Here is a 25,364-nt window from a genome sequence, read left to right on the forward strand (position 1 = left end):
AAAGCGCCGTTTTGCTGTCAATGCCCTCAATCGAGAAGCGACCGGCAAGCGCAGTCTACGGCAGAAGTCAAAGCAGGCTGCTATGGATGATACCTATATGCTAACGGTATTAGTAGCTGCACTACCCGAGCCCATTGAAAACCTAGACCCTATCTGTAAATAGCGTTTGAGGTGCGCTTACCCTGCATCGAGACGGCTTACCTTCGCCTCATAAATCAGCCACCAAGAGATTAACCCAAACCCAACGATGGCGCTCCCTGCGAGAACAGCAGACAATAGAGCAATTCGGATACGGAAGGAACGCAACTTCACTGTTGAGACTCTGATTGCCGAAACCGATAGCCAACGCCGCGAATGCTTTCAATCCAACCCGCGCCACCGATGGAATCAATCTTTTTGCGAATGCGTTGAACGCACACATCTACGACGTTGGTATTGGGATTGAAATCGTAGCCCCAGATATGTTCTAAGATTTGCGTTCGGGTGAAGACTCGTCCAGGCGATCGCATTAGATATTCCAAGAGGTTAAACTCGCGGGTGGTGAGTTCAACTATATGTTGATTGCAAGTGGCTTCTCGCGTGATGCGATCGAGCTTTATGGGGCCAACGCAGACTAGATTTTGGCGATACTCCGAAGGAGTCGCTCCGCGATCGCCCGCACTCCGACGCACGACGGCATGAATACGGGCAACAAGTTCTTCAACGAAAAATGGTTTCGCTATATAGTCGTCAGCACCCAAATTTAGCCCCTCAAGTCGGTCATCCAATTCATTACGAGCAGTCAGCAAAATTATCGGCACATTCTGTCCTTTCCGACGCAGGTTTTTGAGGATGGACAAACCATCTTTTCCCGGCACCATTATGTCAAGTACAAGCGCGTCATACTCGTTATCCAAAGCGCGAGTATAGCCCTCGTCTCCGTTATCGCAGTAATCGACAACAAATCCTTGTTCCTTCAATCCAGCTTGGACGAAATTGGCAATTTTTGCTTCATCTTCAACAAACAGAATATGCACAGTTTCTCATGCGATTGAACGGCTTGGGAGGTTTATCCAGTTTAACTAAATGATTCGTGAAGGCGAGATACCCGACTTCTCCAAGAAGTCGAGTATCTGAACCAGTGGCATCTCACAATAGCCGATATGATCGGAGGATGACCCGGCAAGAAACCCGAACCCAAAACACAAGCAATGGTCAGAACACCTCCTCATCAAAAACCTTTGCCAATTCCACCGCTCGAAAGTGGCGATCGCCTAAATCGCTATGAATTTGAGCGACGCTACAATGCCATGCCCCATCTCAGGAAAGCTGAACTGATTGAAGGAGTTGTTTACGTGTCTGCTGCCAGGGGTTTTAGAAGTCATGCTCAACCTCACGGAAATTTGATTGGTTGGCTGGGCAATTACAAAGTTGCGACACCTGGTATTGAGTTGGGGATTGAACCCACCGTTCGTTTAGATTTGGACAATGAACCTCAACCCGATGCGGTGCTGATGATTGAGGAACAAGCTGGAGGTCAGGCGCGGCTGAGTGAGGATGATTATATAGAGGGTGCGCCAGAGTTAGTGGCAGAGATTGCAGCGAGTAGTGCAGCGATCGATCTAGGTAATAAAAAACGAGCCTATCGTCGCAATGGCATTAGAGAGTATATCGTTTGGCAAGTGTTTGAGCAGAAACTCGACTGGTTTTATTTGCAAAAAGGGGAGTATGTTCCACTGCCAGCTGATGAGCATGGGGTGGTTCGGAGTCAAGTGTTTCCAGGTTTGTGGTTGGCAGTGAATGACTTATTAGCAGGGAATATGGGACGAGTGCTAGCTGTGTTGCAGGAAGGTTTAGCTGCACCAGAACATACGGCATTTGTGCAGCAGCGATCAAAGTAGTAAGTGTTAAACGTTGTTAAACTATCCCAAATAGCTGTATGAGCAAACGCTTATGTTGTGGCAACCGATAGAAGACTTACCGTCAGACTGGAAAAATTTGGCAAGTTCTGAGTTGCCGCCTCTAGTCACTGTTTGGAACGAGCAGGCAGATCGTCTGCGTAAATCTGGTGAGTTCCAAACTTTTAACGAGAAGCTACGTAGGGAAATAGCTATTGAAACTGGGATAATTGAGCGTTTATACACTATAGATCGCGGCATTACTCGTTTATTAATTGAACAAGGAATTAATGAGGCTTTAATTCCTCATGGAGCCACAGATCGTCCGGTCAAGCAGGTGGTTTCTCTTATTAAGGATCAAGAAGCTGCAATTGAAGGATTATTCGATTTTGTAGGCGGACAAAGAACACTATCAACCTCTTATATAAAGCAGTTACATCAACTCCTAACTCAGAGCCAAGACAGTACGGAAGCTCTAGACCCACTTACAGAAAAAATATTTCGTGTCTCTTTGATAAAGGGCGACTGGAAACGTCAACCTAACAATCCTCTGCGACAAGACGGCACTGTTCATGAGTACTGTCCTCCTGAGCAGGTTGCATCCGAGATGGACACATTGATTGCACTACATCATCAACATCGTGACCAAAAAGTTCCTCCTGAGATCGAATCAGCGTGGTTGCATCATCGATTTACACAAATTCACCCATTTCAAGACGGAAATGGTCGTGTTGCTCGTTGTCTAGCTAGTTTGGTCTTTATTCAAGCTAGTTGGTTTCCTTTGGTTCTTACCCGTGATGATCGAGCAGTGTATATCGCAGCCTTGGAAGAGGCAGATCAAGGAAACCTATCCAACTTAATTAGTCTCTTTGCCAAGAGCCAAAAGCAAGCTTTTCTCAGAAGCCTTGGCTTATCGGAGCAAGTTCTATCAGAAGGACGACGAACTCAATTTATTATTTCCTCCATTGCTGACAAATTGAAACAAAATCAGTCAGCGTCTATTCAGGAGCGGTGTAATAAGGCTGAAAGCTTTGCCTCAAGTTTATTTGATATAGCTTCTGATCGCTTACAAGACGTTGCTGAGGAAATTAAGCTATCTGTCCAGAATTTTATAACGGATCCACAAGTTTTTGCGGTTTCTGCTCGTGTTGGCGACCCTCGCTCATATTACCATCGCTACCAAGTTGTGGAAACAGCTAAGCAGTTGGGGTACTTTGCCAATCTTCGCAACTACCACACCTGGATTCAATTAGTCATTAATGTAGAAACATCAACAACACTTCTTCTTTCATTCCATGTTCTTGGACATGAATACCGAGGGTTACTCGTATGCTCTGCATGTGCCTACCATAGAGAGGATGCTGAGGAGGGTGAACGAAATATTAGTGATATTCAGTCTTTAACAGATTCTCCATTCCAGTTTTCCTATGCAGATGAAGAACAGAATTTGATAGAACGTTTCAAGCAGTGGCTAGAAAATGTAATTTTGTCAGGCTTAGAGTATTGGAACAACAGTATTTAAGCAAGGTAACACAGTAATTGCATGAGAAGTGACGCGGCATAATCCCATTGTTCTGCCTTGCACTCATGGCAGAACTCGTGTTTTGGACTTGACCTCAAACATCAAATTGGGACTAACAGAGCATAGTCTTGTGTTGTTCGGCGCGATCGCTCTACTTTTGCTTCTTCAATCAATCTAACTGACACAGAACTTCATGAATGATGAATTTTCAAGTTCTGGGAGTCGCTGGACTGGTCGGCGAAGGCTTTGAATTCAATCGCATCGTGACTGCAAAAGAGGCGCACGTCGTTACTGCGATCGCGCGATAATGCACGCAGCCGATCTTGATTGTGGAGCCTCGCCTCGCGATCCACCTCCATCATCCATTGGTAAAACCGCATTCCCGGCGTGCAACGTGGCTCGGAGGAGTCCATCTCATGTCGGTAAAAGTAGGCATCGCCTGCATTCAGGAGCCAACCCTCTGCTGTCTGGATGGCAATGCCAGCATGACCCCGAGTGTGACCAACAAGCGGAACTAGGAGAATCTCTGGCGGTAGTCCCTCAAGATCGCGCACAGCCTGGAAGCCGAACCAAGGTTCGCCCCCCGGCGAATAGAACTTCCAGCGTTTTACCTCGTCCCACTGGTCTGGACGATAGCGCTGGGTGGTAATGAAGCCGTGCCGATCCTGCGCTGCGTCAATTTCAGTCTGCATTACGTGTACCGTTGCTTCAGGGAAATCCTCCAGCCCACCAGCATGATCGAAATCGAGGTGAGTAAGCACGATATGGCGCACGTCGCGTGCGGAAAATCCTAGTTGCTCGACCTGAGCGATCGCTGTGTACTTGCGATCAAACTGGATACCATTGAAATGAATAAAAAACGGGCTGAGTCGCGCGTAAGGCGAGTTGACATCGCGCAGACCAAAGCCAGTATCGATTAGAACAAGTCCCTGGTTTGTCTCCACAAGCAAGCAGTGGCAGACAAGGCGAGCTGTCAGACCGCGACTGAAGCCATCAAAGAGCGCCCCACCGACCGGACACATACAGCCACAATTGAGATGATGAATGTGCATAAATGTTCTGCTTTAAACTACTTCTTGCCTACGGGTATTGATGTCTGCACCTCATTCGACGCTTGCATTTGCTTCGGTCGGTATGAGAATGCCTGCCAAAACGCCTTTACATACAACAGATGAGCAGGAAGGCACTGCGTGCGTTACTTGTTAGCCGAGTCAGATTCAGTCATCTGACGATGCAGTTCAGCCTTGAGCGTATCAGGCAAAACCTTGCTTACATTGCCCTGAATCTTCGTCAGGAGCGAACCGGCGATGATGTGATCCTTGCCTGCCATTAGGGCATCGAAACCCTGTTTGGCGACTTCAGCCGGGTCATCGTTCTGTTTTGTACCCACCGTGGTGTCGTCCATTCCCGCACGATGGAAGAAGTTGGTATCGGTTGGCCCAGGCATGAGTGAGGTAACAGTGACGCCTGTATCCTTTAACTCGTTGCGTAGCGCTTCCGAGAAGGAGTGTACAAATGCTTTGGAAGCCGCGTAGACTGCTTCAAAGGGCCCTGGCATGATGGCAGCAATTGACGAACTGAAGAGGATTCGACCCTTGCCGCGCTCGACCATATCTTTCACTACCCGTTTGGCAAGATGCACAGATGAAACGACGTTCAGGTTGATGAGATTCAGCTCGTCCTTCAGGTCAGTCTCGCGGGCGAAATCACCGCCGACACCAACCCCTGCATTTATCGCGATCGCATCTACCGATCTGCCAGTCGCCTTAATCTGATTGTAGAGTGTCTCAACACCGTCATAAGTAGCAAGATCAGCTTGCACCGTCTCGACCTTGGCACCCATTCCCTCAAAGGTTTGAGCAGCTTCATCAATACTCGATCCGGTGGCTGTGACGAGGAGATCAAAGCCGTTTTGGGCGAACTGTTTGGCAAGCTCGTAACCGATGCCCTTGGAGGCACCTGTCACGACAGCCAGAGGTCGGTTCGACGAACTGTTCATAACCATTTAAACTCCTGTGGGACTTCTCCACGCTAGGAAAGCTGTGGATTGTGCTTCTTTTTCGCTACCAGACAATCTGCGCGAATGCGATCGCAACTCTTACTAATCCTAGGAAGACATCTGTGCGATCGCGTCTTTCCAAGGAAGTATGGCTGTTGTGTGTTTGGGGTTACTTTCCTAGAGTTCACGCGATTGCCTACGGTTCAGATCCCCGACATCTTAGAAATGTCGGGGATCTGACCTTCACTAGCTCGAATTACAAAACTGTAATTTAGACGAAGGGCAAGCTGTAATTTTGGTTGAGCTTAATTGAATTTATAGACACGTTTCGAGATTCAACCAAAGGAGAAAGCTTGTGATAAATACCCGCCGACTGCTGGCAGCGATCGCAATTCCTGTTCTAGTTGGGACGTTTGGATTTGTAACTTTGAATCAGGCAACGGCTCAATCGCCCAACCAACAGGCGCAAAACTCATCCCAGCCGAATCAACAACAGCAGGGACAGGGACGCAGACGAGGGCCAGATTTTGCCGCTGCGGCTCAGAAATTGGGCATTTCAGAAGCTAAGTTGAAAGAAGCACTGGGAGTGCCAGCGAATCCTACACCGGGACAACGCCCGCCTCGTCCCGACTTTAAGGCTGCGGCGGCAAAACTCGGCATTACCGAACAACAACTGGTTGATGCGTTGGGAGTTCCGCCGCGTCGCCCACGTCCAAATTTTGCAGCCGCAGCGCAGAAACTGGGCGTATCAGAAGCCAATTTAAAGGCAGCGCTTGGGGTTCCGGCAAATCCACCGACTACGCCGCCTGCACCGGGACAGCGCCCACCCCGACCCAACTTTAAGGCTGCGGCTGCAAAACTCGGCGTTACAGAAGAGCAACTGGTAAATGCGTTAGGAATTCCGCCCCGTCCTCCTCAAGATGGCAACCAACCAGACGTACCTCCTCCTCCTCAGTAATAAGCTTAAGCTCAAGCCAATTTAGCAACCTGTTCATGGATGCGACCAAGTTTTCAGGTCGTGTCCCTGACATCTTGGGTGAGATGTTTCTCATGTTGATATCTTGCGCCAGTCACAATAAGCCCCAGCGATTAGAAATCGCGGCTAAACAAACCAAGTCCGCCTGCGCGGACTGTAGAGACGCGAAATTTCACGTCTCTACATTTAAAGGGTTTTGAAACCCGCGAAGGCGGGTTTTGTGTGTGTAGACGCGGTTTCAACCGCCCAGTAAATTGCGATAATTCTATTGGGAGCAGATGCAATGAAAAAAGACCGTGCAAAAATAATTCCCGTAGCCTCCATGCTGAAGCGACGAGAGGTGCTTGGCTTCCTAGTGGGAACAGCCGCCGTATCGCTTATTGGATGCTGGCGCGGACAGTCTACCTCAGCAAAGCCGATAGGTACATCAACTCAGACACCAAATCGGAAAGCGATCGCGCAAACTCCGACCTGCGTGGCCAAACCCCAACAAACGGAAGGGCCATATTTTGTCGATGAGAAGCTTAACCGTTCTGATATCCGCTCAGATCCATCGAACGGTGCGGTAAAGCAGGGAGTACCGTTGCGTTTGGTGTTTCGTGTCTCTGGGATTGATGGTAGCGCCTGTACACCTTTGAGGGGTGCGACTGTAGACGTTTGGCATTGCGACGCGCTGGGCGTATATTCGGATGTTCGAGACTTCAACGGGGATACGCAAGGGCAAAAGTTCCTGCGCGGCAATCAGGTGACAGATGCAAATGGGACTGCGGAGTTTGTGACGATTTACCCTGGTTGGTATCCAGGCAGAACGGCTCACATCCACTTCAAGATTCGCACCGATTCTGCGTCCGGGCGGGGTTCTGAGTTTACCTCGCAGCTTTACTTTGACGATGCTCTCACGGATCGAGTCCACGCACAGCCTCCCTATGCCGCTAAGGGACAGCGCACCCAGAGGAACGATGGAGATAGCATCTTTCAAGATGGTGGCGATCAACTGATGCTCCAGCTTACCCAAGATGCACAAGGCTACGTGGGAACCTTCGATATTGGGCTTCAGAGGACTTGAGCGAGCGGATTTTACTTATAAGCGATCGCATTCTTCATAATCCCTGAGTTGATAGAACGCGATCGCCCAAAACGCCCAACTCACTCACGACGAAACACAATGGAGTGGCTGTGGGATGGGATTGATGTCCTCTAGCCGTTGCACAATTGTATCAATTGGCTCTCCATCAGATGGAAATAAGGCTTGCTGTAGCCCTAACGCTTCCACTCCTTGAAAGAGTTCGGTTTTTAAAACAAATCTCGTTGCGTCATCTCCTACCATGTTTTAATGTTCCACTTTCATACTTTGGGGAAAGCATACATATATTTAGAGAATAGTTACCCTTGGCTAGGATAGTTCGGGAAGATGACTTATCTGGTGCAGCCGACTTTAGGTCATGCCAGTCTCATCATTAAAAGTAAGAAGACTAATTCAGTGGATTCTAAGCTACGCTAGGTCATGTAAGCGTTGCTACTAGGCTTCGTGAACTTCATGTTCGTCCACAGGGAGGCAGTAGCCTTCTGCCTCGTAGGTGATGTGTTAGCTATGATCATCAATTAGGTGTCTCTGAGACGAATCAGCCATGTTAACCCGTATTTTCATCGATACTAAAAAGTCTAAGGGCATATAGTCACGCTAATATTACTACGTATGACACAGCTTAACCCTTCTACAGAAAAAGATTTTTTAGAGCTAGAGGAAAATTCTCAGCCAGCTCCTACAATACAAGATTTTATTAAGAAAGGTTTTTTTCCTAAAGAGTTAGTTCCAGCGTTCACAACTGAGAGCCTAGCGCAGAATTTACCTTCTTTTAAAGAAATTTTAGGAAGCAAAAATAATTTAGCTAGTAAATGTTTTTATTACTCCTTTCCTAAAGTTAAACATCTTCGTCGTAATCTAGGAATCCCCAACCCTTTTCATCAAATTAACCTTTCCCAAACTTTAATTGATAATTGGATTGAAATACAAAAAACAATTTCAATCTGCGATCTATCTATAAGCGCTCCCTTAACCAATTCTATCAATAGAGCAGTTTCTCCTCCTCCTGTTCAACTAAGTAATGAACGAGCTATACAAGCAGCTGGCTCTCGCTATCGTTTATATACTGATATTTCACGCTACTATTCCACTATTTACACACATAGCATTCCTTGGGCTATTCATGGAAAAGCTCAATGTAAAGCTAATCTAAAATTAAAAAAAAATCAAAGGACTACTTTCTATGGTGACTTAATTGATGAATGTGTTCGTAATACACAGGACAAACAAAGTATAGGGATACCAATAGGCCCAGATTCTTCCTTCGTTATAGCAGAGATTATAGGTACAATTATGGATAAAATGCTATGCGATCGCTTAGGGGATAAACCTAGGGGGTTCCGTTTCATTGATGACTATTATTTATATTTTGATACTTTCTCGGATGCAGAACAAGCACTTTATCAACTCCATAAAATTCTGAAAGAATTTGAACTTGAAACCAATTCATCTAAAACTTCTATTATCGAGCTTCCTGAACCTCTAGAGTCGGCTTGGGTTTCTGAAATAAGACGTTATAATATTAGTCCTGACGGGAAGGAACAAAACACAGAAATTATAAGTTTTTTTAGCAAGGTATTTGAGTACTCAAAATTATTTACAGATGAACAGGTAATTAAATATTCTTTGAGTAGAATCCGCAACCAAAAAAATCCTATATCTCCTGACAACTGGTCTCTTTTTGAATCTTTAATCTTACAATCAATTATAGCTGAGCCAAGTGCCTTAGAAACAGGAACTGAAATATTAGTTAGTTACTACGAGAATGACAACTTTGAATTAGATAAGAGCAGAATAGCTGATACTATCACATCACTTATTATTAACGATAGTAAACTTAGTCATAGCCATGAGCTTGCATGGGCTTTATGGCTAAGTAAAACATTAAAAATAGCTATAAAGGAGGAAGCGGCTCAGAAGATTTCGGAAATTGAAGATTCTGTAGTGGCTCTAGTTACATTAGACTTACGTGAGCAAGGGCTTATACCAAGAGGCTTAGATTTAACTAGATGGGAATCATTAATGACAACTGATGAGTTATATTCAACCAATTGGCTTCTAGCTTATGAAGCAAACATTAAAGGTTGGCTTCCCTCACAGGGTAAAAGCGATCATGTTGATAAAGACGCTTTTTTTAAATCTTTAAAATCTCATAATGTCAGTTTTTATGACTCAATACAGCAAGCCAATCTAGTAGATGATGATCAGACTGGATACGACAACGATGATGAAACTGAAGCTTACTATTGGATGTACTAAACAAGACCAAACAGCGATCGCCAAACCGTATTTCGTACCGCACCACCTGCTAACCACCAGTTGGGGAGATTGAGAAGGGAGATCGCAGGTAACACAACACCAACAGGCGAATCAATTAGAATCTTCTGGAGGCGAGTGGCACTATCCATGTTTTGCTTATCTAGTTTTGTTCCCATCTTTCCAGTTATTGACTCAGTTGTATTTTCAGTTCGCGCAGCATCCGACTGGTTCCATCATCAATGGCTTTTTGCACCAGTTGGGGAATCATTTCGGTAATCGGCAAATCGGGAAAGATAGCACTGACGGATGATTCGGCGTAGTCACCATTTTGTAGAATGTAAATCTTGAGTTGGCGATTCCGATAGATCCACACTTCCGGAACGCGCAGCGCTTCGTAGGCGTTCAAGGTGGTCTTGGAAGTGACATCAGACTCAATGGCGAGATCCGGGGGTGGGTAAACCGCTAGATCCATATTGGTGCAACCCCGGACACGACTCGCATTCTGGATGTAAAAGCAGGTATCGGGTTCGACTCCGGCAATTTCTGGTTGCTTTAGAGTAGTTGAGCCAAAATCTTCCCAGTCCCGCCCTTGAGCCTCCAAGATTGTTGTGAGGAGGTAAGCAATAATGCGATGGGGGCGTTCGTGCAGTGCTAGAGGAGACATGATTTCGAGAGTTCCTCGGTAGTATGCAATGCGGGTGCTGCGCTGTTCTCCCAGTTCCGTAAGAATCTGTTCAAAGTCCTGCCAAGACAAGTTATGAATGCTAATCGTACTACCGGGAGTGAGTTCAATGGCACGAATGGGAATGGTAACGGTCATTGGTGTTCCTCCATCGATTGCTGGGGCGGTTTCTTCAACCGTAACTCGGCATTCACCCATAATTATCATTAATGACTAACTGACAGTCATTGCTAAATAGCGATCGCTTCTACCGTATTTCGCACCGCACCACCCCCTAACCACCAACCGGGGAGATTCAAAAGCGCGATCGCAAATAATACAGCTCCAACAGGTGAATCAGCCAGAAGCTTTTGGAGACGAAATAGAGCGAGCAATTTCTACGGCTTGCTCTAGTAACTTTAGAGCTTCCTCAGTCTGCTCAGCTTGAGCGTATTCACGAGCGATCGCACTGAGCGCCTGAACCCTTCTATAGTTACCAAATTTGTTCGAGTTCATCATATTAACAGCTTGAATCGCACGGTCAAACTGCCTTAACTGTCCATACTCACGAGCAATTGCCAAGAGCAGTTTATTGCGATAGTTAAGACTCTCATTTGTCGCTCCATCAATTGTCTCACCAATGGCTTGAGTTGCCTGCTTTGTCCATTCAATTGTCTGAGTTGTTTGCACCGCCCAGTCTAGTTCTCTTGCCTCAATAGCCCGTTCGATGATACTGTAAATGACGCTAGCTTTATTTTGAACTTCCAGAGCCTTAATCATCTGAGCCGTCTTAAGCGCTTGGGCGTACTGCCCTTTTGATGCATATTGATCGACAATGCGACGCAACGCCTCGTCTCGATGACCTCTACCAAGGGTATTAGCAAGCTGGAGTGCCTGTTCAAATTTCCCAGTTTGTGCATAGAAGTCCACAATAGGTGGCATCAAACTTTGGTAGGCAAACTTGGAGTCTACTGGAACTTGAGAAAAGTCGGAAGCGGCAAGATTCAGTTTGCCAGTTTGAACCAGTTGAGCCACTGCGAGTGCCTGAGCGATTTGTCCAATTCTTAAGTACCCAGCAATAATTTCTTCAAGCGCACGACTCGCCTCATAACGAGCATCTGAGCGTAAATTTTCTGCACCGGCTTGTAGAGTCAATAGTGATTTATTCAAAAGCTTGACTGCTTCTGCATCCTTCTCCACATTTGCATACAGATTGGCAACTGCTGTCAATGTACGCGAGCGAGAAATAGGATTTGCAATCTTTTGTGTAGCTACAACTATTTGTTCAAGAGCTTTGAGAGTTAGTGCAGAAACTTCTGTCGCTTGTTCAGCTAGTTCTACTTCCTGGCAACTGTTGAGAATTTGCCTTAGCTGCTCTGGATCTAAAGTTTCTATAATTGTTCTTATTGACAAAAGAGTGTTAGTTTCTTTTTGGGCAAAACACCGAGAAAGCTCTATTTGTGCTTGATTTTGTCGAGATTCGGTGCTTGAGGAGCTACTATTGAAGGTTCGCTCAGCCTTTGAAGCTAAACTCTGAAGCTCGGCTGCTCGGTCAGGCTGACCTATCTCGTTATAGTAGTTAACTAGGAAAAGCCATATTTGAACAGCTTTGTCAGATTGCCCTGTCCTGTTGTAGTAATCAGCTAACTTTAGCTGTATTTCAGCCGCTCGATCAGGTTGTCTTAAGCCACTGTCAGTGTATGTATATAGCAGCCCTTGCAGCATATCTTCAAGATAGTTGTCTCCAAAACTCGTTGCGATTCTAAGGGCTATGTCATGGCGACCATCTCTAGCGTGCCTTCCCGCCGCTACAAGTACCCAATTCTGTGGATCGTTACGAGCAGATCCAGACGGTTCTGGTTCGCAGTATTTAGTTGTCTCAAGAATTTTTTGAGCTTGAGCAAAAAGTGCAGAACTTTTGGCTTCTTGCCCCATGAAGGCGTAGTGACCCGCAACATCGGTTAAAATTTCGAGCTTGTGGCAGGGGTTTGCCAGGGTTTGATTGAAAGACAACGTTTCTTCTAGAAGCTGAATAGCTCGGTCAGGCTGCTTAATGGTAGTGTAGCCCCCTGCAAGGGAAGCTAATAATTCTGTTTCAGCTAGAACCAGCTCCGGCTCCGCATTTTTTTGTCCAATCACTGCGCTTTCAGCTAGAACCTGTTCCGGTTCCGCATCTTGTCCAATCACTGCGCTGCCTGGATGAGTGATAGTCAACAGCAGCACAGCCAACAAAAGTTTGAGTTTCACCCTGTAAACCCCTGCTAAAACTATAAATGTAAGTTGTTGTTAACTTGCACAATCTTCAATCAAGTTAGTCACATCTTAACAACCGCCAAATCGTATTTCGCGCCAGACCACTTGCCAACCACCAGTTAGGGAGATTGAGAAATGCGATCGCAGATAATATAGTTCCAGTTTAGTGACGCATTACCTCCACCATCTTGTCGGAAATACCGAAACAAAAAACTCCTGCTGTGCATGGACAGAAGGAGTTTTAGAAATAGAAAGGTTTGGCGAAAACTTTTAACTTAAACCATGCCACCAGCAGCTTGAAACCGAGCGCGGGCGCGTTTAAGGGCTTGAGTTGCCTGAATTTGCTCCTGACGGGAGCCGCCACTCTCAGCTTTATTAATTCTGGCTTCGGCTTCGGAGTACGCAGCACGGGCTTGTTCCCGGTCAATTTTATCGCCCCGTTCGGCACCATTAACCAGAATAGTGACTTCATCATTGTCCACTTCTGCGAAGCCACCCATCAGAGCGATCGCTACCCAATCTTTCCCTGGACGAACGCGCATCACACCGATATCCAACGCCGTCAGTAAAGGTGCGTGGCCAGTGAGGATACCTAGTTGACCAGTTGTGCTTGGCAGAATCACCTCTTCAGCACTGGAATCCCAAACAGTTTTGTCGGGAGAAACTACACGAATAGTTAAAGCCATAGTTTGTTACTTGTCAGTTGTCAGTTGTCAGTTAGCTCATCGCTAATGCCTAATTGTCAAAACTAGCCATCCTGACCTTAGCGATGAGCAATCCTTCAATTAGCCTTTGATTTTTTCGGCTTTAGCCATCGCTTCGTCAATTGTGCCGACCATGTAGAAAGCCTGCTCTGGCAAAGAATCCAACTCTCCTGAGAGAATCTTCTTAAAGCCGTCGATTGTTTCTGCCAGCTTCACATACTTACCAGGAGAGCCGGTAAAGACTTCTGCTACAAAGAATGGCTGAGACAAGAAACGCTCAATTTTCCGCGCCCGAGCCACAGTCAAGCGGTCATCTTCAGACAATTCATCTAAACCCAGAATGGCGATGATGTCTTGCAGTTCCTTATAGCGCTGGAGAGTTGCTTGCACTTCACGAGCAATCCCGTAGTGATCTTCACCAACAATAGCAGGCTGCAACATGGTGGAAGTAGAACCCAGGGGATCTACAGCCGGATAAATTCCCTTAGCAGCCAAGCCGCGAGACAACACAGTTGTTCCGTCCAAGTGAGCAAAGGTGGTTGCTGGCGCGGGGTCGGTTAAGTCGTCTGCTGGCACGTATACCGCTTGAACAGAGGTAATCGAACCTTCAGTGGTTGAGGTGATTCGCTCTTGCAAATCTCCCATGTCGGTTGCCAGAGTCGGCTGATATCCCACAGCAGAAGGCATCCGTCCTAGTAGCGCCGACACTTCCGAACCTGCTTGCACAAACCGGAAGATGTTATCAATAAACAGCAATACGTCTTGCTTACTGACATCGCGGAAATACTCAGCCATTGACAGTGCTGCCAAGCCTACGCGCATTCTCGCGCCGGGTGGCTCGTTCATCTGACCGTATACAAGGGCGATTTTCGATTCATTGAGATTATCTTTATTAATAACCCCAGACTCGATCATTTCATTGTAAAGGTCATTTCCCTCGCGGGTGCGTTCGCCCACACCGCCGAACACAGACACACCACCGTGGTTGGTGGCAATGTTGTTGATCAGCTCCATCATGATTACGGTTTTGCCGACACCAGCACCGCCGAATAAACCGATTTTGCCGCCGCGTCGATAGGGTGTCAGCAGGTCAATAACTTTAATCCCGGTTTCAAACACTGATGGCTTGGTTTCCAGGTCAGTCAGCTTGGGTGCTGCACGGTGGATGGGGAAGGTTTCCTGGGCATTAACTGGCCCTTTGTTGTCTACAGGTTCGCCCAACACGTTGAAAATCCGACCCAAAGTGGCGGGGCCAACGGGAACGCTGATAGGAGCGCCTGTGTCTACCACGTCCATACCGCGCACAAGTCCATCGGTGGAACTCATAGCAACGGCACGCACTTGGTTGTCGCCCAAAAGCTGCTGGACTTCGCAGGTTACGGACACGTCTTGTCCGGCTTCGTTTTTGCCTTCAACCTTCAAAGCATTGTAAATTTGCGGCATTTTGCCAGTGGCAAATTCCGCATCGATAACGGGACCGATGATTTGGGTAATACGCCCTACGTTTGTCTTGTCTGTGGTGGCTACCATGCTTGTGCCTATGTTGTGAAGCTATCTATATAGATACAGGAAAACGGTCTTAACATTTAGCAATGCCATTCTCCAGATTACCACGCCAAAGCGATCGCACAGCTAGAGATGATCCCTATGAGGATGCGATCGCTATTTATGATTTCCCCTTACTCAACCGGAACGCCTGAACTAAGCTGATTACAAAATAAACTGCTGTGCCAACCACAAGGAAAGCACAGCAGCGATCAAATTAAATTTAGAATCTGAGTATGGCTATTATCTTAGGCTTGCTGTTCTTGTTTGCGCTTGGCCCGCTTTGTGACACCTAATGCACCAAGACCCAGTAAAGCGATCGCACTAGCAGGCTCAGGAACATCTATCGGCGGCTGTACTGGATCGGTTGTCGTACCGCTATCAGTATCGGCTTTAAAGCTCATCCCCCCTGTAAATCCGTTAAGCCAGCTCATTGACAAAGTACCGAACAAATCGCCCAGTGAAATGTCAATTGGTGTCGAATAGTTAGATGAAGTTGGAGCTTGTCCAGATTGGACTGCAAACGACAAACCACTAGCCGACCCAGGCGTACTGGGGTTGCTACCTGTATCAAAAACTGTGTTTCCGGGAATAGCATTGATTGTCAACTTGGCAATACTTTGCCCCAGGTTGTTAAATCTCCAGGCTGAAGTGAAAGTATCACCAGCTTGGGTCAACGACCAGTTGCTACCGAATGCTCCTCCCGAATTGGCATCATTTGAAGTTGCCGGATTTGAAGTCGCCCCCCAAGTTGCAGTCTGGGAACCTCCACCGAGATAATCAACTGTCACTTTCATCCCAGCCATCATGTCTCCGAAAGTTGAAAACCCTGTGAGAGTGGTTGCTTGGGATGGTGCTACGCCTGTTCCCACGATTAACGTCGCCCCAACAACACCAGTTGACAATTTTTTCAAGAAAGATGTACGCATAAAATTCATTGCTCCAAACGGCTAACTTTTTGATATTACGGTTAATGGTTACTTGGCAATTACAACAATTTCGTATTATTAGTAGTTGCCAATTTCTGAGCTACACTTAGCTATTTAGCTTTTGTAATTGCTTGTGCTTGCAAACGCTAAGACGAATATGGCACATGATTTTTACAACTGGCAACTACTTTAAGCTATCTTCATCAAATCAATACATTTAAATGACTTCTGTAAACTTCGTGATTTGTTTTTTAGAAAAAATATTCAAAAAAATACTGGAAGCGCTAATTTGTATAAATAGAAAAAATTTATTAGTAATATTACAGGCTAAGCTAAACTATTGATAGTGTTATTTCTTCAGTATTACGTACATAGTATTTTATCTTGCTCGTAGGATTACTTAAGTGTACGTCTATACATGGTTAGTAGGGGTAATAAACGTTCCATTTTCCTTTAAAATTTAGTAATTATAATTAACTGTGCATAATTAATTGCACCACAATCTTGCCTTGCTACCTAAGGCTTTTAATAGGATTTGAGGTGTAATTTATTTCGCATATTCACTCATTTGTAAAGAATACAAGAGTGCGATCGCACTCTGAGCAATACCCACATTTACCATCCTCTTTTTCAAAAAACTGCCATGTCTTCTGGTAGAAGACACGGCAATCATTAACTAGATTTTACTTTTTATGCTTTGTGTGGTTGTTTGCGCTTTAAATGCGAAGCTGCACCCAAAGCACCAAACGCCAGTAAACCCATCACAGAAGCAGGCTCAGGAACATCTTTCGGTTCCACTGGATTGGTTGTCGTACCGCTATCAGTATCGGCACGGAAACTCATCGTACCTGTAAAGCCATCAAGCCAGTTAATTGACAAAGTACCAAACAAGCTCGCCCAAGGAGATATCAATTGGCACAGAGTAATTAAAGGAAGTTGGAGCTGTCCCAGGGGTTACCAAGAATGGCTGACCAAAAGCTGACCCAGGCGTACTCGGTACACTTCCTGTATCGAAAACCGCATTTCCCGGAATAGCATTGATTGTTAGGGAAGCAATTTCTGACCCAAGGTTGGTAAATGTCCACGCTGAAGTAAAGGAATCGCCTGCACAACTTAAACCCCAGTCAGTGCCAGAAGCTTTTCCCGTATCAATACCAGCAATAGCTCTTTGTTTTTTAGCAATAAACAAAACTTATGTTCTATGTCATGCTGTCGGTGCTTCGCCTTCCCTGATATGAAGCGTTACCCCTATTTTTTTTACATAGAATTGAGACTATTTTCCTTGGCTTTGTGTCACTGTTGGCTCAACAGCCGCGACCGGACACCTAAAGCACAAAATGTTAATATACCGAACACAGAGGAGGTTTCAGGAATTTCACGGGCTGCCAAACGGAACTCAGCCATAGCAAAACCATTAGCAGCACCGCCCGTTCGGTCAGTGATCGTGACGGAGGAAAGCACACCTCCATTAGTGGCGTAGAATCCGAAATACTTGGCACCTCCAAAACCATTTATTTCTTGCGTCAGAGTTGCCAGACTACTATCAATAACCGTTACTGTAATTTTGTATGTACTAAACATATCTGGCTCTACATACAAATCAAACGCAGATATACCAAAGGGCAATTTAATCTTCGTGGTCACAACATTAGCGCCGCTATAGTAGACCTCGCCCATGTGGCCATGACTCCACGTTGTCCAGCTGGAACCAATATATCGTTTTTCTACCGTAGGGCTGAAAGTTAAGTTGCCAAACGGTGAAGAAAGGGTCGAAACCGACGATAACTCCGCTTCGGGGCTATCTGGCACCGTTACCATATTGAAACCTAGATTGGCTAAGGTGTCCGTCCCTGTTGCCCACGACCCAGAATCGTCTACTGCAATAATTGCTGCCCTAACAGGGGGCGCATTAGCTAAAGATCCAAGGGTTATAAATGTTACGCCAGCAGTAATCATAGATAGCTTTTTCATAAAAGCTGAGGTTTTCATAGGACTCATTTTTCTACAAGTGTGCATATTCACAGGAAACGTCTTGAGAAGTGCGTTAATTTGCACTGTTGATCTAGCGATTCCGAAAGATTTAGCGTTTGTGTACTCCTAGTGGCTTGCTAGTTGTGATAGTAGAGTCACCAGAAATTTGCTTCATTAGTAAGAATCAATCACCAGCAAAAATGACTTAAGATCATTTCCTATTAATTGCTTTGAGCAAGTACCTGCACAGATGATGAAAAGATATTGCCTCAGTCGTTAATAGAAGCCTTCAGGAATCTTACTGACAAAAATTATGTATCCCTCAAACTTAATGTTGATTCAGTAATTTTTCTGACGTGCGATCGCAACCTTTGTTTCTCTAAAAGCTACTTATTTCATATGTGGACTGGAATTCTTATTTGCTAAGTTTGGTTAGAACATAGCTAGGGAAAGTTTGGCATATATTTAATAACTATGGCTAGTATTTATACGTAATCTTTATTAAAAAAACATATTTAACTACGGTATTTTCGGATACCGATAGAGGATTAAGTAGCTATATCACTTGTTGCATATAGCTTGCACGATTCCTAAGAAGCACTTGATTACATTAAATCTATATAAAATTTTAGTAAAGCCTGATTGTAATAAGATGTTATTTCTACAGGTATCCAGGTATACTTTTCAGCTATTTTTCCGGCAAAATTTGCTGTTGAAATGTCCCTAGGAGATTTTATTTTTGCTAAGACCTGCTGAGATTAAAATAATTGTTCCGGCGGCAATATAAGACGGAGTTGATGTTATTTTTGTATTAATTGTTGCTTTTGTTCGCAATCGTCAAGCTCTGGCGACATGAGAAATAAAGTAATTATAAACTGGTAAGAAAACCAGGTATAGGAAGTGAAGGTTCTATTTTTTTGAAAGAAAAACTCACCCTTTTTTTAGGGGCGGATTCAATACCATAATTTTAACCATGTTTTAAAAGAGTGTATTTTAAAATACATTTTTCCGGCTTAAGCTTTCTGTAGGGTTGCAGGAAGGATGAAAGCGATCGCTCTCAACTTTCCCACTTTTGGAAAAATACCCGTGCAGCTCTGGCTTACAAAGCCAGAGCTGCACGGGTAGACTTAGTTTGTAAAACATTGAGGCAACGCCTGCGGGTATATATACAAGCAGGCGTTGCACCGCCAAGTAACGGTTACGCTAAATTTTTCGCTGGTGTTTACGCTTATAGGCTATACCAGCACCTACAGCACCAAACGCGAGTAAACCGAACGCCGAAGAAGGTTCCGGAACGTGTTCAACTGCCACGTCAAAAGAACTGTAAGTAAAACCGTTATTACCATCAGAGACTTTTAACTTAACGTTATAAACACCGTCATTGTTAAAAGACCACTGCCCATCGGTACCAAAGAAATCATCATACTCGCCATCATCATCCAAGTCCCAAGCAAAGCTGAGAAGATCGTTGATACCCGGATCAGTTGCGGTAGCACCAAAATCAAACAACTCACCTTCTAAAACACTAATAGCCTTGGTGATGCTGGTAATTGTCGGCGCAACGTTCTCCACTGTGACGTTAAAAGAACCGAAATCAAAACCACCATCGCCATCGGCGACTCGCAACCCCACGGAGTTGACACCTACATCTGTATAGGCATATTTTCCAGTTTGACCCCTGTAGTCATCATACCTACCGTCACCATCCAAATCCCAGCGATATCTGAGAATATCGTAGATTCCCGGATCGGTAGCAGTAGCGGCAAAATCGAAGGATTCGCCTTGTTTAATAGTTAAATTTTGGGTGAGGCGGGTAATTGTAGGAGCAACGTTCTCCACTGTCACGTTAAAAGAACCGTAATCATACCCACCATCGCCATCGGAAACTTGCAGCTTGATGGGATTGGAACCCTCATCCGCAAAGGAATGTCTGCCCCTAATGCCAGTGCGGTTATCATACTGACCGTTATTATCCAAGTCCCAATTGTAGGTGAGAATATCATTGATACCCGGATCAGTGGCTCTAGCAGCAAAATTGAAGCGATCGCCTTCTTTGATCGTGATATTTCGGGTGAGTCTATTGATGGTAGGAGCGACATTTAAAACAGTTAATGTCCTCGTGATAACACTTGTTTCACCTTTATCGTCCTGTACTTGCGCCGTTAAAGCATGGGTTCCCTCATCAACATAAGTTCCTAAAGGCACAGTCACAGAACTGCCTCCGGCAGTATTTACCGCACTGCCAATAACATTACCGTTCAGCCAGAAAGTAAGCGGATCGTTATTCGCATCACTGCCATATACGATTGGCGATACCGATTGACCCTCATTGATCGTGTAATTGTCCAAACTCACTATCGGTGCGACGTTTGGTGGTGGTGGCGGTGGTGGCGGTATGACAGGTGGCAGTGGTGGTGGGATGACGGGTGGCGGTGGCGGTGGCGTGATAGGTGGTGCTGGCTCTAGCGGCTTAACCGGATCGTTTGTGGTGCCGCTATCAGTATCGGCGATAAATGTCATTGTCCCGTTAAATCCGCTGTTCCATACCATTGCGAGACGGCCAAACAAGTCTCCCCGCGAAATATCAATCGGTACAGAGTAAGCGTGGTTATCGGGCCTTTTTCCAGATAACACCTCGAAGTTCCAACCATCTGCTGAGTTCGGCGTATATTCGCTATCTCTACTTCTGATCCGATCGAAAACAGCATTTCCGGAAATAGCATCAATCAGTAGAGAGTTAAGCGAGTTGCCACCAGAGTACGAAAACGTCCAGCCGTAGGCGTTATTATCGGAACTATAACCGTATGTATCGCCACGTTGGGTGAGTGACCAGCCAGTACCAAACGCTCCTCCTGAATTAGAGCTTGTGGCACCCCAGGTTGCAATTTCGTAGCTTCCATCAAGGAAGCCAACCTTAACTTGCATTCCACTCATCATATTTCCGGTAGTTTTAAAGCCAGTGAGAGTTGTTGCCTGGGAGGGTGTGGCTGTGGTTCCTATGACAATAAAACTTGCGCCAACAATAGCAGTTGCTAGATTCCTGAAAGAGATATTCATAAACCCGGTTGCTCCTAAATGGTAGATTTTTGAAATGGTGAAGATGCGGCTGATTTTATAAATAAAAATCTACCTCCTTTTTTTTCTAAAAAAGCTTAAGACAACAGGCTGAGCCAAGGCTTATTATTAGTAATATTCTAATAAATTTTTTAGCCAGCCAAAGCCTCGGAAAGATTAAACACACTTTTCTAGACGTAATAATAAATATTGAAGTTCCGGAAGATTTATAAATTTCGTTATATTTATTTGAGGGTTTATATAACTTTTTGCAAGCAAAAGTTAGAGCTTAAAACCTCCAATAAAAAGGCAAACTTTTTTGCCTTTTTACTTTTAATTTCTTACTTTTTATAAAAGTTGAAAATCTTCTGAATTTCAACTTTATTTACTTGCGTGAGCGATGTACTCAACGCCAGAAATGCAGTCTCTATATAAGCTGCAAACTTATCCTATTTGTTGTTTGTAGCGCAGGCGTCTTCCCGGCAAAAGGCTATTTTGCCTGTCCTACATACAAATGAAATAGGGCTGCTATAGTGCAGCTTTTTTTATTTCTAATCTTGCTCTCCGATAGAGATCGCAACTTAGAAAAGTGTTGCATACCTTATCTGGAAAAAACCAGTATTTCTGTGCAATCTTTATAAAAAAAATATATTTAGCTAGGTAAAATTTAGATTAAAACGTACAATAAATCAGCCAGATAGCTGAGCTTACATGATTTGTAAGCATCCTACCCCTAAGTGATTGTACTGAGATGATGTGAAGTTTCAGTAAAGGCTGACGTGAAGTGCGGGATGTATGGATACCTTACGGGTATCTACGGAATAAACCGCGCGATCGCAACAACTCTACTACTTCCTAAAATGGCAGATAAATGATCGCTACTCAGACTCAGCCTTAACGCGCCGGATGGGCAAATTAGCAATTAACGCCGTCGCCCGTTGATTACTTTCTAAAGAAAATTCCAATCCGTCTGCCTCAATTTCAACGTACCGAGAGACGACCTCCATAATTTCTTTCCGCATTGACTCAACCATCTCTGGGGTTAAGTCAGCGCGATCGTGAGCGATTACCAATTGCAGACGGCGCTTGACTTCCGCACGGCTGTTGTCAGCACCCATGCGAGGAAAAAGTCGTTCTAAAAGTTCATTGATCATCGAACTGGCAGAAGTGAAGGTTAGATAATCTTAGACCACAATAATTTTCGGATGCGAGAAAAGACGTTTTCCTTAGCAGCATCCAAATCAATAAACTCGATTGGCTCACCTTCCAGGCGGCGTGCAATATTGTAAAATGCCATTCCCGGTCGAGAGAGATTTTCAGCCAATACCAAGGGTTCGCCTCGGTTGGTGGAGACAATTACCCGCTCGTCGTCAGGGACAACGCCAATTAGGGGAATTGAGAGAATTTCTTGCACGTCTTCCACTGACATCATGTCATTGGCTTGCACCATCGCGGGTCGAATGCGGTTGACAATCAGGCGGGTGCTTTTGATAGTGTGTGCTTCCAGTAAGCCAACAACGCGGTCAGCGTCGCGCACGGCGGCAATTTCCGGGGTAGTGACGATCAAGGCTTCTTGGGCGGCTGCGATCGCATTCTGGAAGCCCATCTCAATACCCGCCGGAGAGTCAATCAAAACATAATCGTACTTTGCAGCTAACTCATTGACCAACTTCTTCATCTGGTCTGGAGTAACTGAATCCTTAGTTCGATTTTGGGCCGCTGGTAGTAGCACCAGTCCCGGTTGGCGTTTATCTTTCACCAAAGCTTGATCCAGCCGACACTCACCAGCCAGAACTTCAACAGCAGTGTAGACAATCCGATTTTCCAACCCCAGCAACAGATCCAAATTTCTCAGACCGAAATCCGCATCCACCAAGGCAACTTGCCGCCCCAATCGAGCTAGAGCCATGCCCAAATTTGCCGTTACAGTGGTTTTTCCTACCCCTCCTTTGCCGGAGGAAATTACAATAATGCGACTCATGTTGAAAGATTTGTTTTTTGACTTCTGATTTTGTTCTAGGCGCGGTTTATTGCGGCTTTGTTTTTGCCTTTTAAATTATGTTAATGGCTTAGCTATTGAGTTTTGTAGTTGTGATATATAGTTATCACTCAAAAATAATAACTCCTTAACCGAAAACTAGCGCAAAACTTGGTGAGAGTGGGAGAGCAGGAGAGGGGGGAGAATGTGGCTAGTTCCCAGTCTCTGAGGGGGAACTAGCCATTATTTTTTTGCCTTCTAAGTTTTGCCTGTTTATCCCCTAGCCCCCAGTGATAAAAATTGGGTTTTGGGAAAATCAGCAGCTTTAGCGATGCGAATTCCTTCCGGCGTTACATAAGCAACCTCCGGGTAAAATTGAGCAGGTGGCGTTTCCGGCGATCTGGCTAAATAATCGCCTATTCGCAGCTGAGTAGGTTCCATCTGTAGCGCCATAATCAGACATTGAGAATTCCCCTCAGCACCAGCATGAGCAATTCCCCGCAAGCGTCCCCATACTAAAATATCGCCTGCCGCTATAACGCTACCGCCGGGATTTACTTCTCCCAGGATAACGACGGTGCCGGGATGACGAATTTCCATGCCAGAACGCACAGTAGTTTGCAGATACAAAGGTTCTGTTAATAAAGGTGCTGGACTCGAAGGCTTTTCATTCAGGGAAGAAACAGGGGGCGACTGTTCCACCGAGTACCCAGCAGTAGCAGCAGCGACAGCGGTTTGACGGCGTGAAGTGTAAACGCGCTTAAGTTTTAGCTGGTCTTCAGAAAGAGCATCAGCGATCGCTTGCAGCTGGCGTGCATCCAACAAGCGATCTTTCGCCACCAAATGCACCGCTGTATTTGGTTGCCAGAAGCGATCGCCTCCATTCAGGCGCTGCTTTAGCTGTTGCCAAAGATCAGACCAGCTGCTAGTAGCAGGTGTCTCCGCTTCTGGGGGCAAAATTAACATAATCCCCCCATCCTCATTTTTGATGCGAACTTGCTCGTGGCAATTCACCTCCCTTGGATTATCGGGAACCACTGAAACAGCTATAGGAACGGAGGAATCAGAAGTCATGGGCGAAAAGTCTGACCTGGGCGGAATTGACTAATTATCCATAATAGAGGCAAGCGGCTTCTGCTGTAGAAATACTGCTGTCGCTTATCCTAGAAACGCCGGAAGCATCTATCTGGGCTGACGATTTTCTAAAGATTTTTAGTCAAACGTCGATAAACCGTGGCTAACGCATCGGCATCTCCTACATTGCCAGGAAACAGCACCACTGGCAAATTAGGAAACTGAGGATGACTCTCTGGAGTCCGCACCATTGAACATCCAGCCAAAATTTGACCGAGTAACCGCGCCGAAGTCAGCGCCAAACCTGTACTCAAGACATCATTGGAAGTAATGCCACCTTTGCTAATCAGAAAGCCGATATCTGTCGGTAAACCGCGCACGATATCCATCAACAAGGCGGAAACATCTGCCCCAAACTGCAACCTTGTCTGCACATCCTTAAAGCTGAGTTCCTGGCGGCTAGTGTAAACTACTGGCGTTTTACCTGAATTATGCGCCGCTTGAACTTTGGTAAGAGTTTCCTTGAGGAGTGTTGCCGACTGATTGATAGAATCATCAACTAAACGCGCCACCTCAACCTCAATGCCCAATATACCCGATTCTTGCAATAGCTTTTCCAGCTGTTGCGTCGTCTTTTTGACGTGGGAGCCGACGATTACTGCGCCCGGTTTGCCACCCCGCACATATTGCGCCATATCCTCGGCGGCGACTGGTTGAGGAGGTAAGGCAGCTAAGGCGGTTAAAATACTGGCAGCACTGCGAAATAAGAAACGTTTCCCTTGACTTGCTGCTTTGAGAATATCCTGGGCAAACTTGTTGAAGTCGTCTTGGGTTTCCCCATCCACAACACCGCACTGATTACCCGTCAAGTTCATCAATCGTTCCCAACTTCCGGCGCGAATATCTGATAATAAAAATCTTTCGACGGTGTTAGCTGGAATCCTACCTTTCGTCTTTTCTTGGACATAATCGGGCAGGTAGGAGTGATGGTAGCCAAAGACAGAATCGCGGGCAAACTCTGTTTCATGGACTGGTGTGGGAACGCCGTCGATAATCAGATAATGTACGCTATCGCGGGTAATTCGTCCCCCCTCGAAGAAAGCGGGAACCAAAAAATGAGCATCAAAGGGGCCAATTTCTTCAGCAATGATATCCGTTTCGACTGGGTAATGTCCGCGCAGGGTGGAGTCGGAACGACTGACAATTAGAAAATCTTGGATGTCATAGAGGGCGGATTCCTCGGACTGAAGCGAAGCGATCCCTTCCTTCAAGTTATGGCAAACTTCTCTAGTGACAGCGGTTGCTTCTTGTGGTGTCAGCGCCCTAGTATTTGTCAGTACAAAGAAAATCGGCGACTCATCAGCTAACCCCAATTGCAAGGTTTCCACGTCCCAGCGCGTCAGCAGCAGGCAGCTGTGGACAGTTTGAGAACCAGTGGGGTCATCATCTAAAACAATAATTTTTGGGTTGGTTGTCAT

The 25,364-nt window shown here is 45.6% G+C and carries 24 protein-coding genes and 3 pseudogenes; 7 read left to right on the forward strand and 20 right to left on the reverse strand.

Annotation, left to right across the window (positions count from 1 at the left end):
* A pseudogene (locus NDI42_RS14255) lies at window positions 1-163 on the forward strand (ISAs1 family transposase); the annotation flags it as partial.
* 14 nt (window positions 164-177) lie between these two features.
* On the opposite strand, the gene NDI42_RS14260 reads toward NDI42_RS14255, so the two are convergent.
* Complete coding sequence (locus NDI42_RS14260) at window positions 178-312, reverse strand: hypothetical protein (protein ID WP_348231418.1); 135 nt, start codon at window positions 310-312, stop codon at window positions 178-180.
* A complete protein-coding gene (locus NDI42_RS14265) occupies window positions 309-1,016 on the reverse strand; it encodes a winged helix-turn-helix domain-containing protein (RefSeq protein WP_190450904.1) in 708 nt (235 codons plus the stop codon). Before NDI42_RS14265 ends, NDI42_RS14260 begins: the two co-directional genes overlap by 4 nt.
* Before the next feature lie 174 nt (window positions 1,017-1,190).
* On the opposite strand from NDI42_RS14265, the gene NDI42_RS14270 reads away from it, so the two are divergent.
* Together NDI42_RS14270 and NDI42_RS14275 are read left to right on the forward strand one after the other, a co-directional pair.
* Window positions 1,191-1,880, forward strand: coding sequence for a Uma2 family endonuclease (locus tag NDI42_RS14270; protein WP_190450906.1), 690 nt, complete (start codon window positions 1,191-1,193; stop codon window positions 1,878-1,880).
* Between the two features lie 52 nt (window positions 1,881-1,932).
* Window positions 1,933-3,399: a Fic family protein gene (locus tag NDI42_RS14275; protein WP_190450908.1), complete on the forward strand. Its 1,467-nt coding sequence runs from the start codon at window positions 1,933-1,935 to the stop codon at window positions 3,397-3,399.
* Between the two features lie 191 nt (window positions 3,400-3,590).
* On the opposite strand, the gene NDI42_RS14280 is transcribed toward NDI42_RS14275, so the two are convergent.
* Window positions 3,591-4,451 (reverse strand): MBL fold metallo-hydrolase, encoded by an 861-nt coding sequence (locus NDI42_RS14280; RefSeq protein WP_190450910.1) that lies wholly within the window; start codon window positions 4,449-4,451, stop codon window positions 3,591-3,593.
* A gap of 143 nt (window positions 4,452-4,594) precedes the next feature.
* Window positions 4,595-5,398, reverse strand: a complete 804-nt coding sequence (locus NDI42_RS14285; RefSeq protein WP_190450911.1) for an SDR family NAD(P)-dependent oxidoreductase — start codon at window positions 5,396-5,398, stop codon at window positions 4,595-4,597.
* Between the two features lie 50 nt (window positions 5,399-5,448).
* Between NDI42_RS14285 and NDI42_RS14290 the strand changes: the two genes are divergently transcribed.
* The 3 genes from NDI42_RS14290 (at window position 5,449) to NDI42_RS14300 (ending at window position 7,440) form a co-directional block, all read left to right on the forward strand.
* Window positions 5,449-5,673 (forward strand): hypothetical protein, encoded by a 225-nt coding sequence (locus tag NDI42_RS14290; RefSeq protein WP_190450912.1) that lies wholly within the window; start codon window positions 5,449-5,451, stop codon window positions 5,671-5,673.
* An 80-nt stretch (window positions 5,674-5,753) separates the two neighbouring features.
* Entirely contained in the window at window positions 5,754-6,356 is a 603-nt protein-coding gene (locus NDI42_RS14295; RefSeq protein ID WP_242017457.1) for a hypothetical protein, read from the forward strand.
* 301 nt (window positions 6,357-6,657) lie between these two features.
* A complete protein-coding gene (locus NDI42_RS14300) occupies window positions 6,658-7,440 on the forward strand; it encodes an intradiol ring-cleavage dioxygenase (RefSeq protein WP_242017458.1) in 783 nt (260 codons plus the stop codon).
* A gap of 84 nt (window positions 7,441-7,524) precedes the next feature.
* Here the strand turns inward: NDI42_RS14300 and NDI42_RS14305 are convergent, their stop codons facing one another.
* Complete coding sequence (locus NDI42_RS14305; protein WP_190450913.1) at window positions 7,525-7,701, reverse strand: hypothetical protein; 177 nt, start codon at window positions 7,699-7,701, stop codon at window positions 7,525-7,527.
* Between the two features lie 369 nt (window positions 7,702-8,070).
* Between NDI42_RS14305 and NDI42_RS14310 the strand changes: the two genes are divergently transcribed.
* Window positions 8,071-9,717 carry an RNA-directed DNA polymerase gene (locus tag NDI42_RS14310; protein WP_190450914.1) on the forward strand — a complete coding sequence of 549 codons (1,647 nt, stop codon included), beginning with the start codon at window positions 8,071-8,073 and terminating at the stop codon, window positions 9,715-9,717.
* A 5-nt stretch (window positions 9,718-9,722) separates the two neighbouring features.
* Here NDI42_RS14310 and NDI42_RS14315 read toward each other — a convergent pair.
* The 15 genes and pseudogenes from NDI42_RS14315 to NDI42_RS14385 all read right to left on the reverse strand — a co-directional run.
* Window positions 9,723-9,866, reverse strand: a pseudogene (locus NDI42_RS14315) (nucleotidyltransferase family protein); the annotation flags it as partial.
* A 35-nt stretch (window positions 9,867-9,901) separates the two neighbouring features.
* Entirely contained in the window at window positions 9,902-10,537 is a 636-nt protein-coding gene (locus NDI42_RS14320; protein WP_190451008.1) for a Uma2 family endonuclease, read from the reverse strand.
* A gap of 92 nt (window positions 10,538-10,629) precedes the next feature.
* Window positions 10,630-10,773 carry a hypothetical protein gene (locus NDI42_RS14325; RefSeq protein ID WP_190450915.1) on the reverse strand — a complete coding sequence of 48 codons (144 nt, stop codon included), beginning with the start codon at window positions 10,771-10,773 and terminating at the stop codon, window positions 10,630-10,632.
* The gene (locus NDI42_RS14330) at window positions 10,736-12,625 is read right to left on the reverse strand and encodes a tetratricopeptide repeat protein (protein WP_190450916.1); all 1,890 of its coding nucleotides are present in this window, start codon (window positions 12,623-12,625) and stop codon (window positions 10,736-10,738) included. Before NDI42_RS14330 ends, NDI42_RS14325 begins: the two co-directional genes overlap by 38 nt.
* A 281-nt stretch (window positions 12,626-12,906) precedes the next feature.
* Window positions 12,907-13,317 (reverse strand): ATP synthase F1 subunit epsilon, encoded by a 411-nt coding sequence (gene atpC, locus NDI42_RS14335; protein WP_190422420.1) that lies wholly within the window; start codon window positions 13,315-13,317, stop codon window positions 12,907-12,909.
* Window positions 13,318-13,416: 99 nt separating this feature from the next.
* Window positions 13,417-14,865 carry a F0F1 ATP synthase subunit beta gene (gene atpD, locus NDI42_RS14340; RefSeq protein ID WP_190450918.1) on the reverse strand — a complete coding sequence of 483 codons (1,449 nt, stop codon included), beginning with the start codon at window positions 14,863-14,865 and terminating at the stop codon, window positions 13,417-13,419.
* Between the two features lie 263 nt (window positions 14,866-15,128).
* Window positions 15,129-15,809 (reverse strand): PEP-CTERM sorting domain-containing protein, encoded by a 681-nt coding sequence (locus tag NDI42_RS14345; RefSeq protein WP_190450920.1) that lies wholly within the window; start codon window positions 15,807-15,809, stop codon window positions 15,129-15,131.
* Window positions 15,810-16,499: 690 nt separating this feature from the next.
* Window positions 16,500-16,616: pseudogene (locus tag NDI42_RS28915) on the reverse strand (PEP-CTERM sorting domain-containing protein); the annotation flags it as partial.
* A 61-nt stretch (window positions 16,617-16,677) separates the two neighbouring features.
* Entirely contained in the window at window positions 16,678-16,998 is a 321-nt protein-coding gene (locus tag NDI42_RS14355; protein WP_190450922.1) for a hypothetical protein, read from the reverse strand.
* 104 nt (window positions 16,999-17,102) lie between these two features.
* Window positions 17,103-17,780, reverse strand: coding sequence for a hypothetical protein (locus NDI42_RS14360; protein ID WP_199310920.1), 678 nt, complete (start codon window positions 17,778-17,780; stop codon window positions 17,103-17,105).
* A gap of 1,203 nt (window positions 17,781-18,983) precedes the next feature.
* Window positions 18,984-20,837, reverse strand: a complete 1,854-nt coding sequence (locus NDI42_RS14365; protein WP_190450925.1) for a PKD domain-containing protein — start codon at window positions 20,835-20,837, stop codon at window positions 18,984-18,986.
* Between the two features lie 875 nt (window positions 20,838-21,712).
* Window positions 21,713-21,988: a cell division topological specificity factor MinE gene (gene minE, locus NDI42_RS14370; RefSeq protein WP_190422427.1), complete on the reverse strand. Its 276-nt coding sequence runs from the start codon at window positions 21,986-21,988 to the stop codon at window positions 21,713-21,715.
* 20 nt (window positions 21,989-22,008) lie between these two features.
* On the reverse strand, window positions 22,009-22,815 hold the full coding sequence (minD, locus tag NDI42_RS14375; protein WP_190444794.1) for a septum site-determining protein MinD: 807 nt from the start codon (window positions 22,813-22,815) through the stop codon (window positions 22,009-22,011).
* A 270-nt stretch (window positions 22,816-23,085) separates the two neighbouring features.
* Window positions 23,086-23,886 (reverse strand): septum site-determining protein MinC, encoded by an 801-nt coding sequence (gene minC / locus NDI42_RS14380; RefSeq protein ID WP_190450927.1) that lies wholly within the window; start codon window positions 23,884-23,886, stop codon window positions 23,086-23,088.
* Between the two features lie 128 nt (window positions 23,887-24,014).
* Window positions 24,015-25,364 carry a four-carbon acid sugar kinase family protein gene (locus tag NDI42_RS14385; protein ID WP_190450928.1) on the reverse strand — a complete coding sequence of 450 codons (1,350 nt, stop codon included), beginning with the start codon at window positions 25,362-25,364 and terminating at the stop codon, window positions 24,015-24,017.

The organism is Funiculus sociatus GB2-C1 (assembly GCF_039962115.1).
Taxonomy (GTDB): Bacteria; Cyanobacteriota; Cyanobacteriia; order Cyanobacteriales; family FACHB-T130; genus Funiculus; species Funiculus sociatus.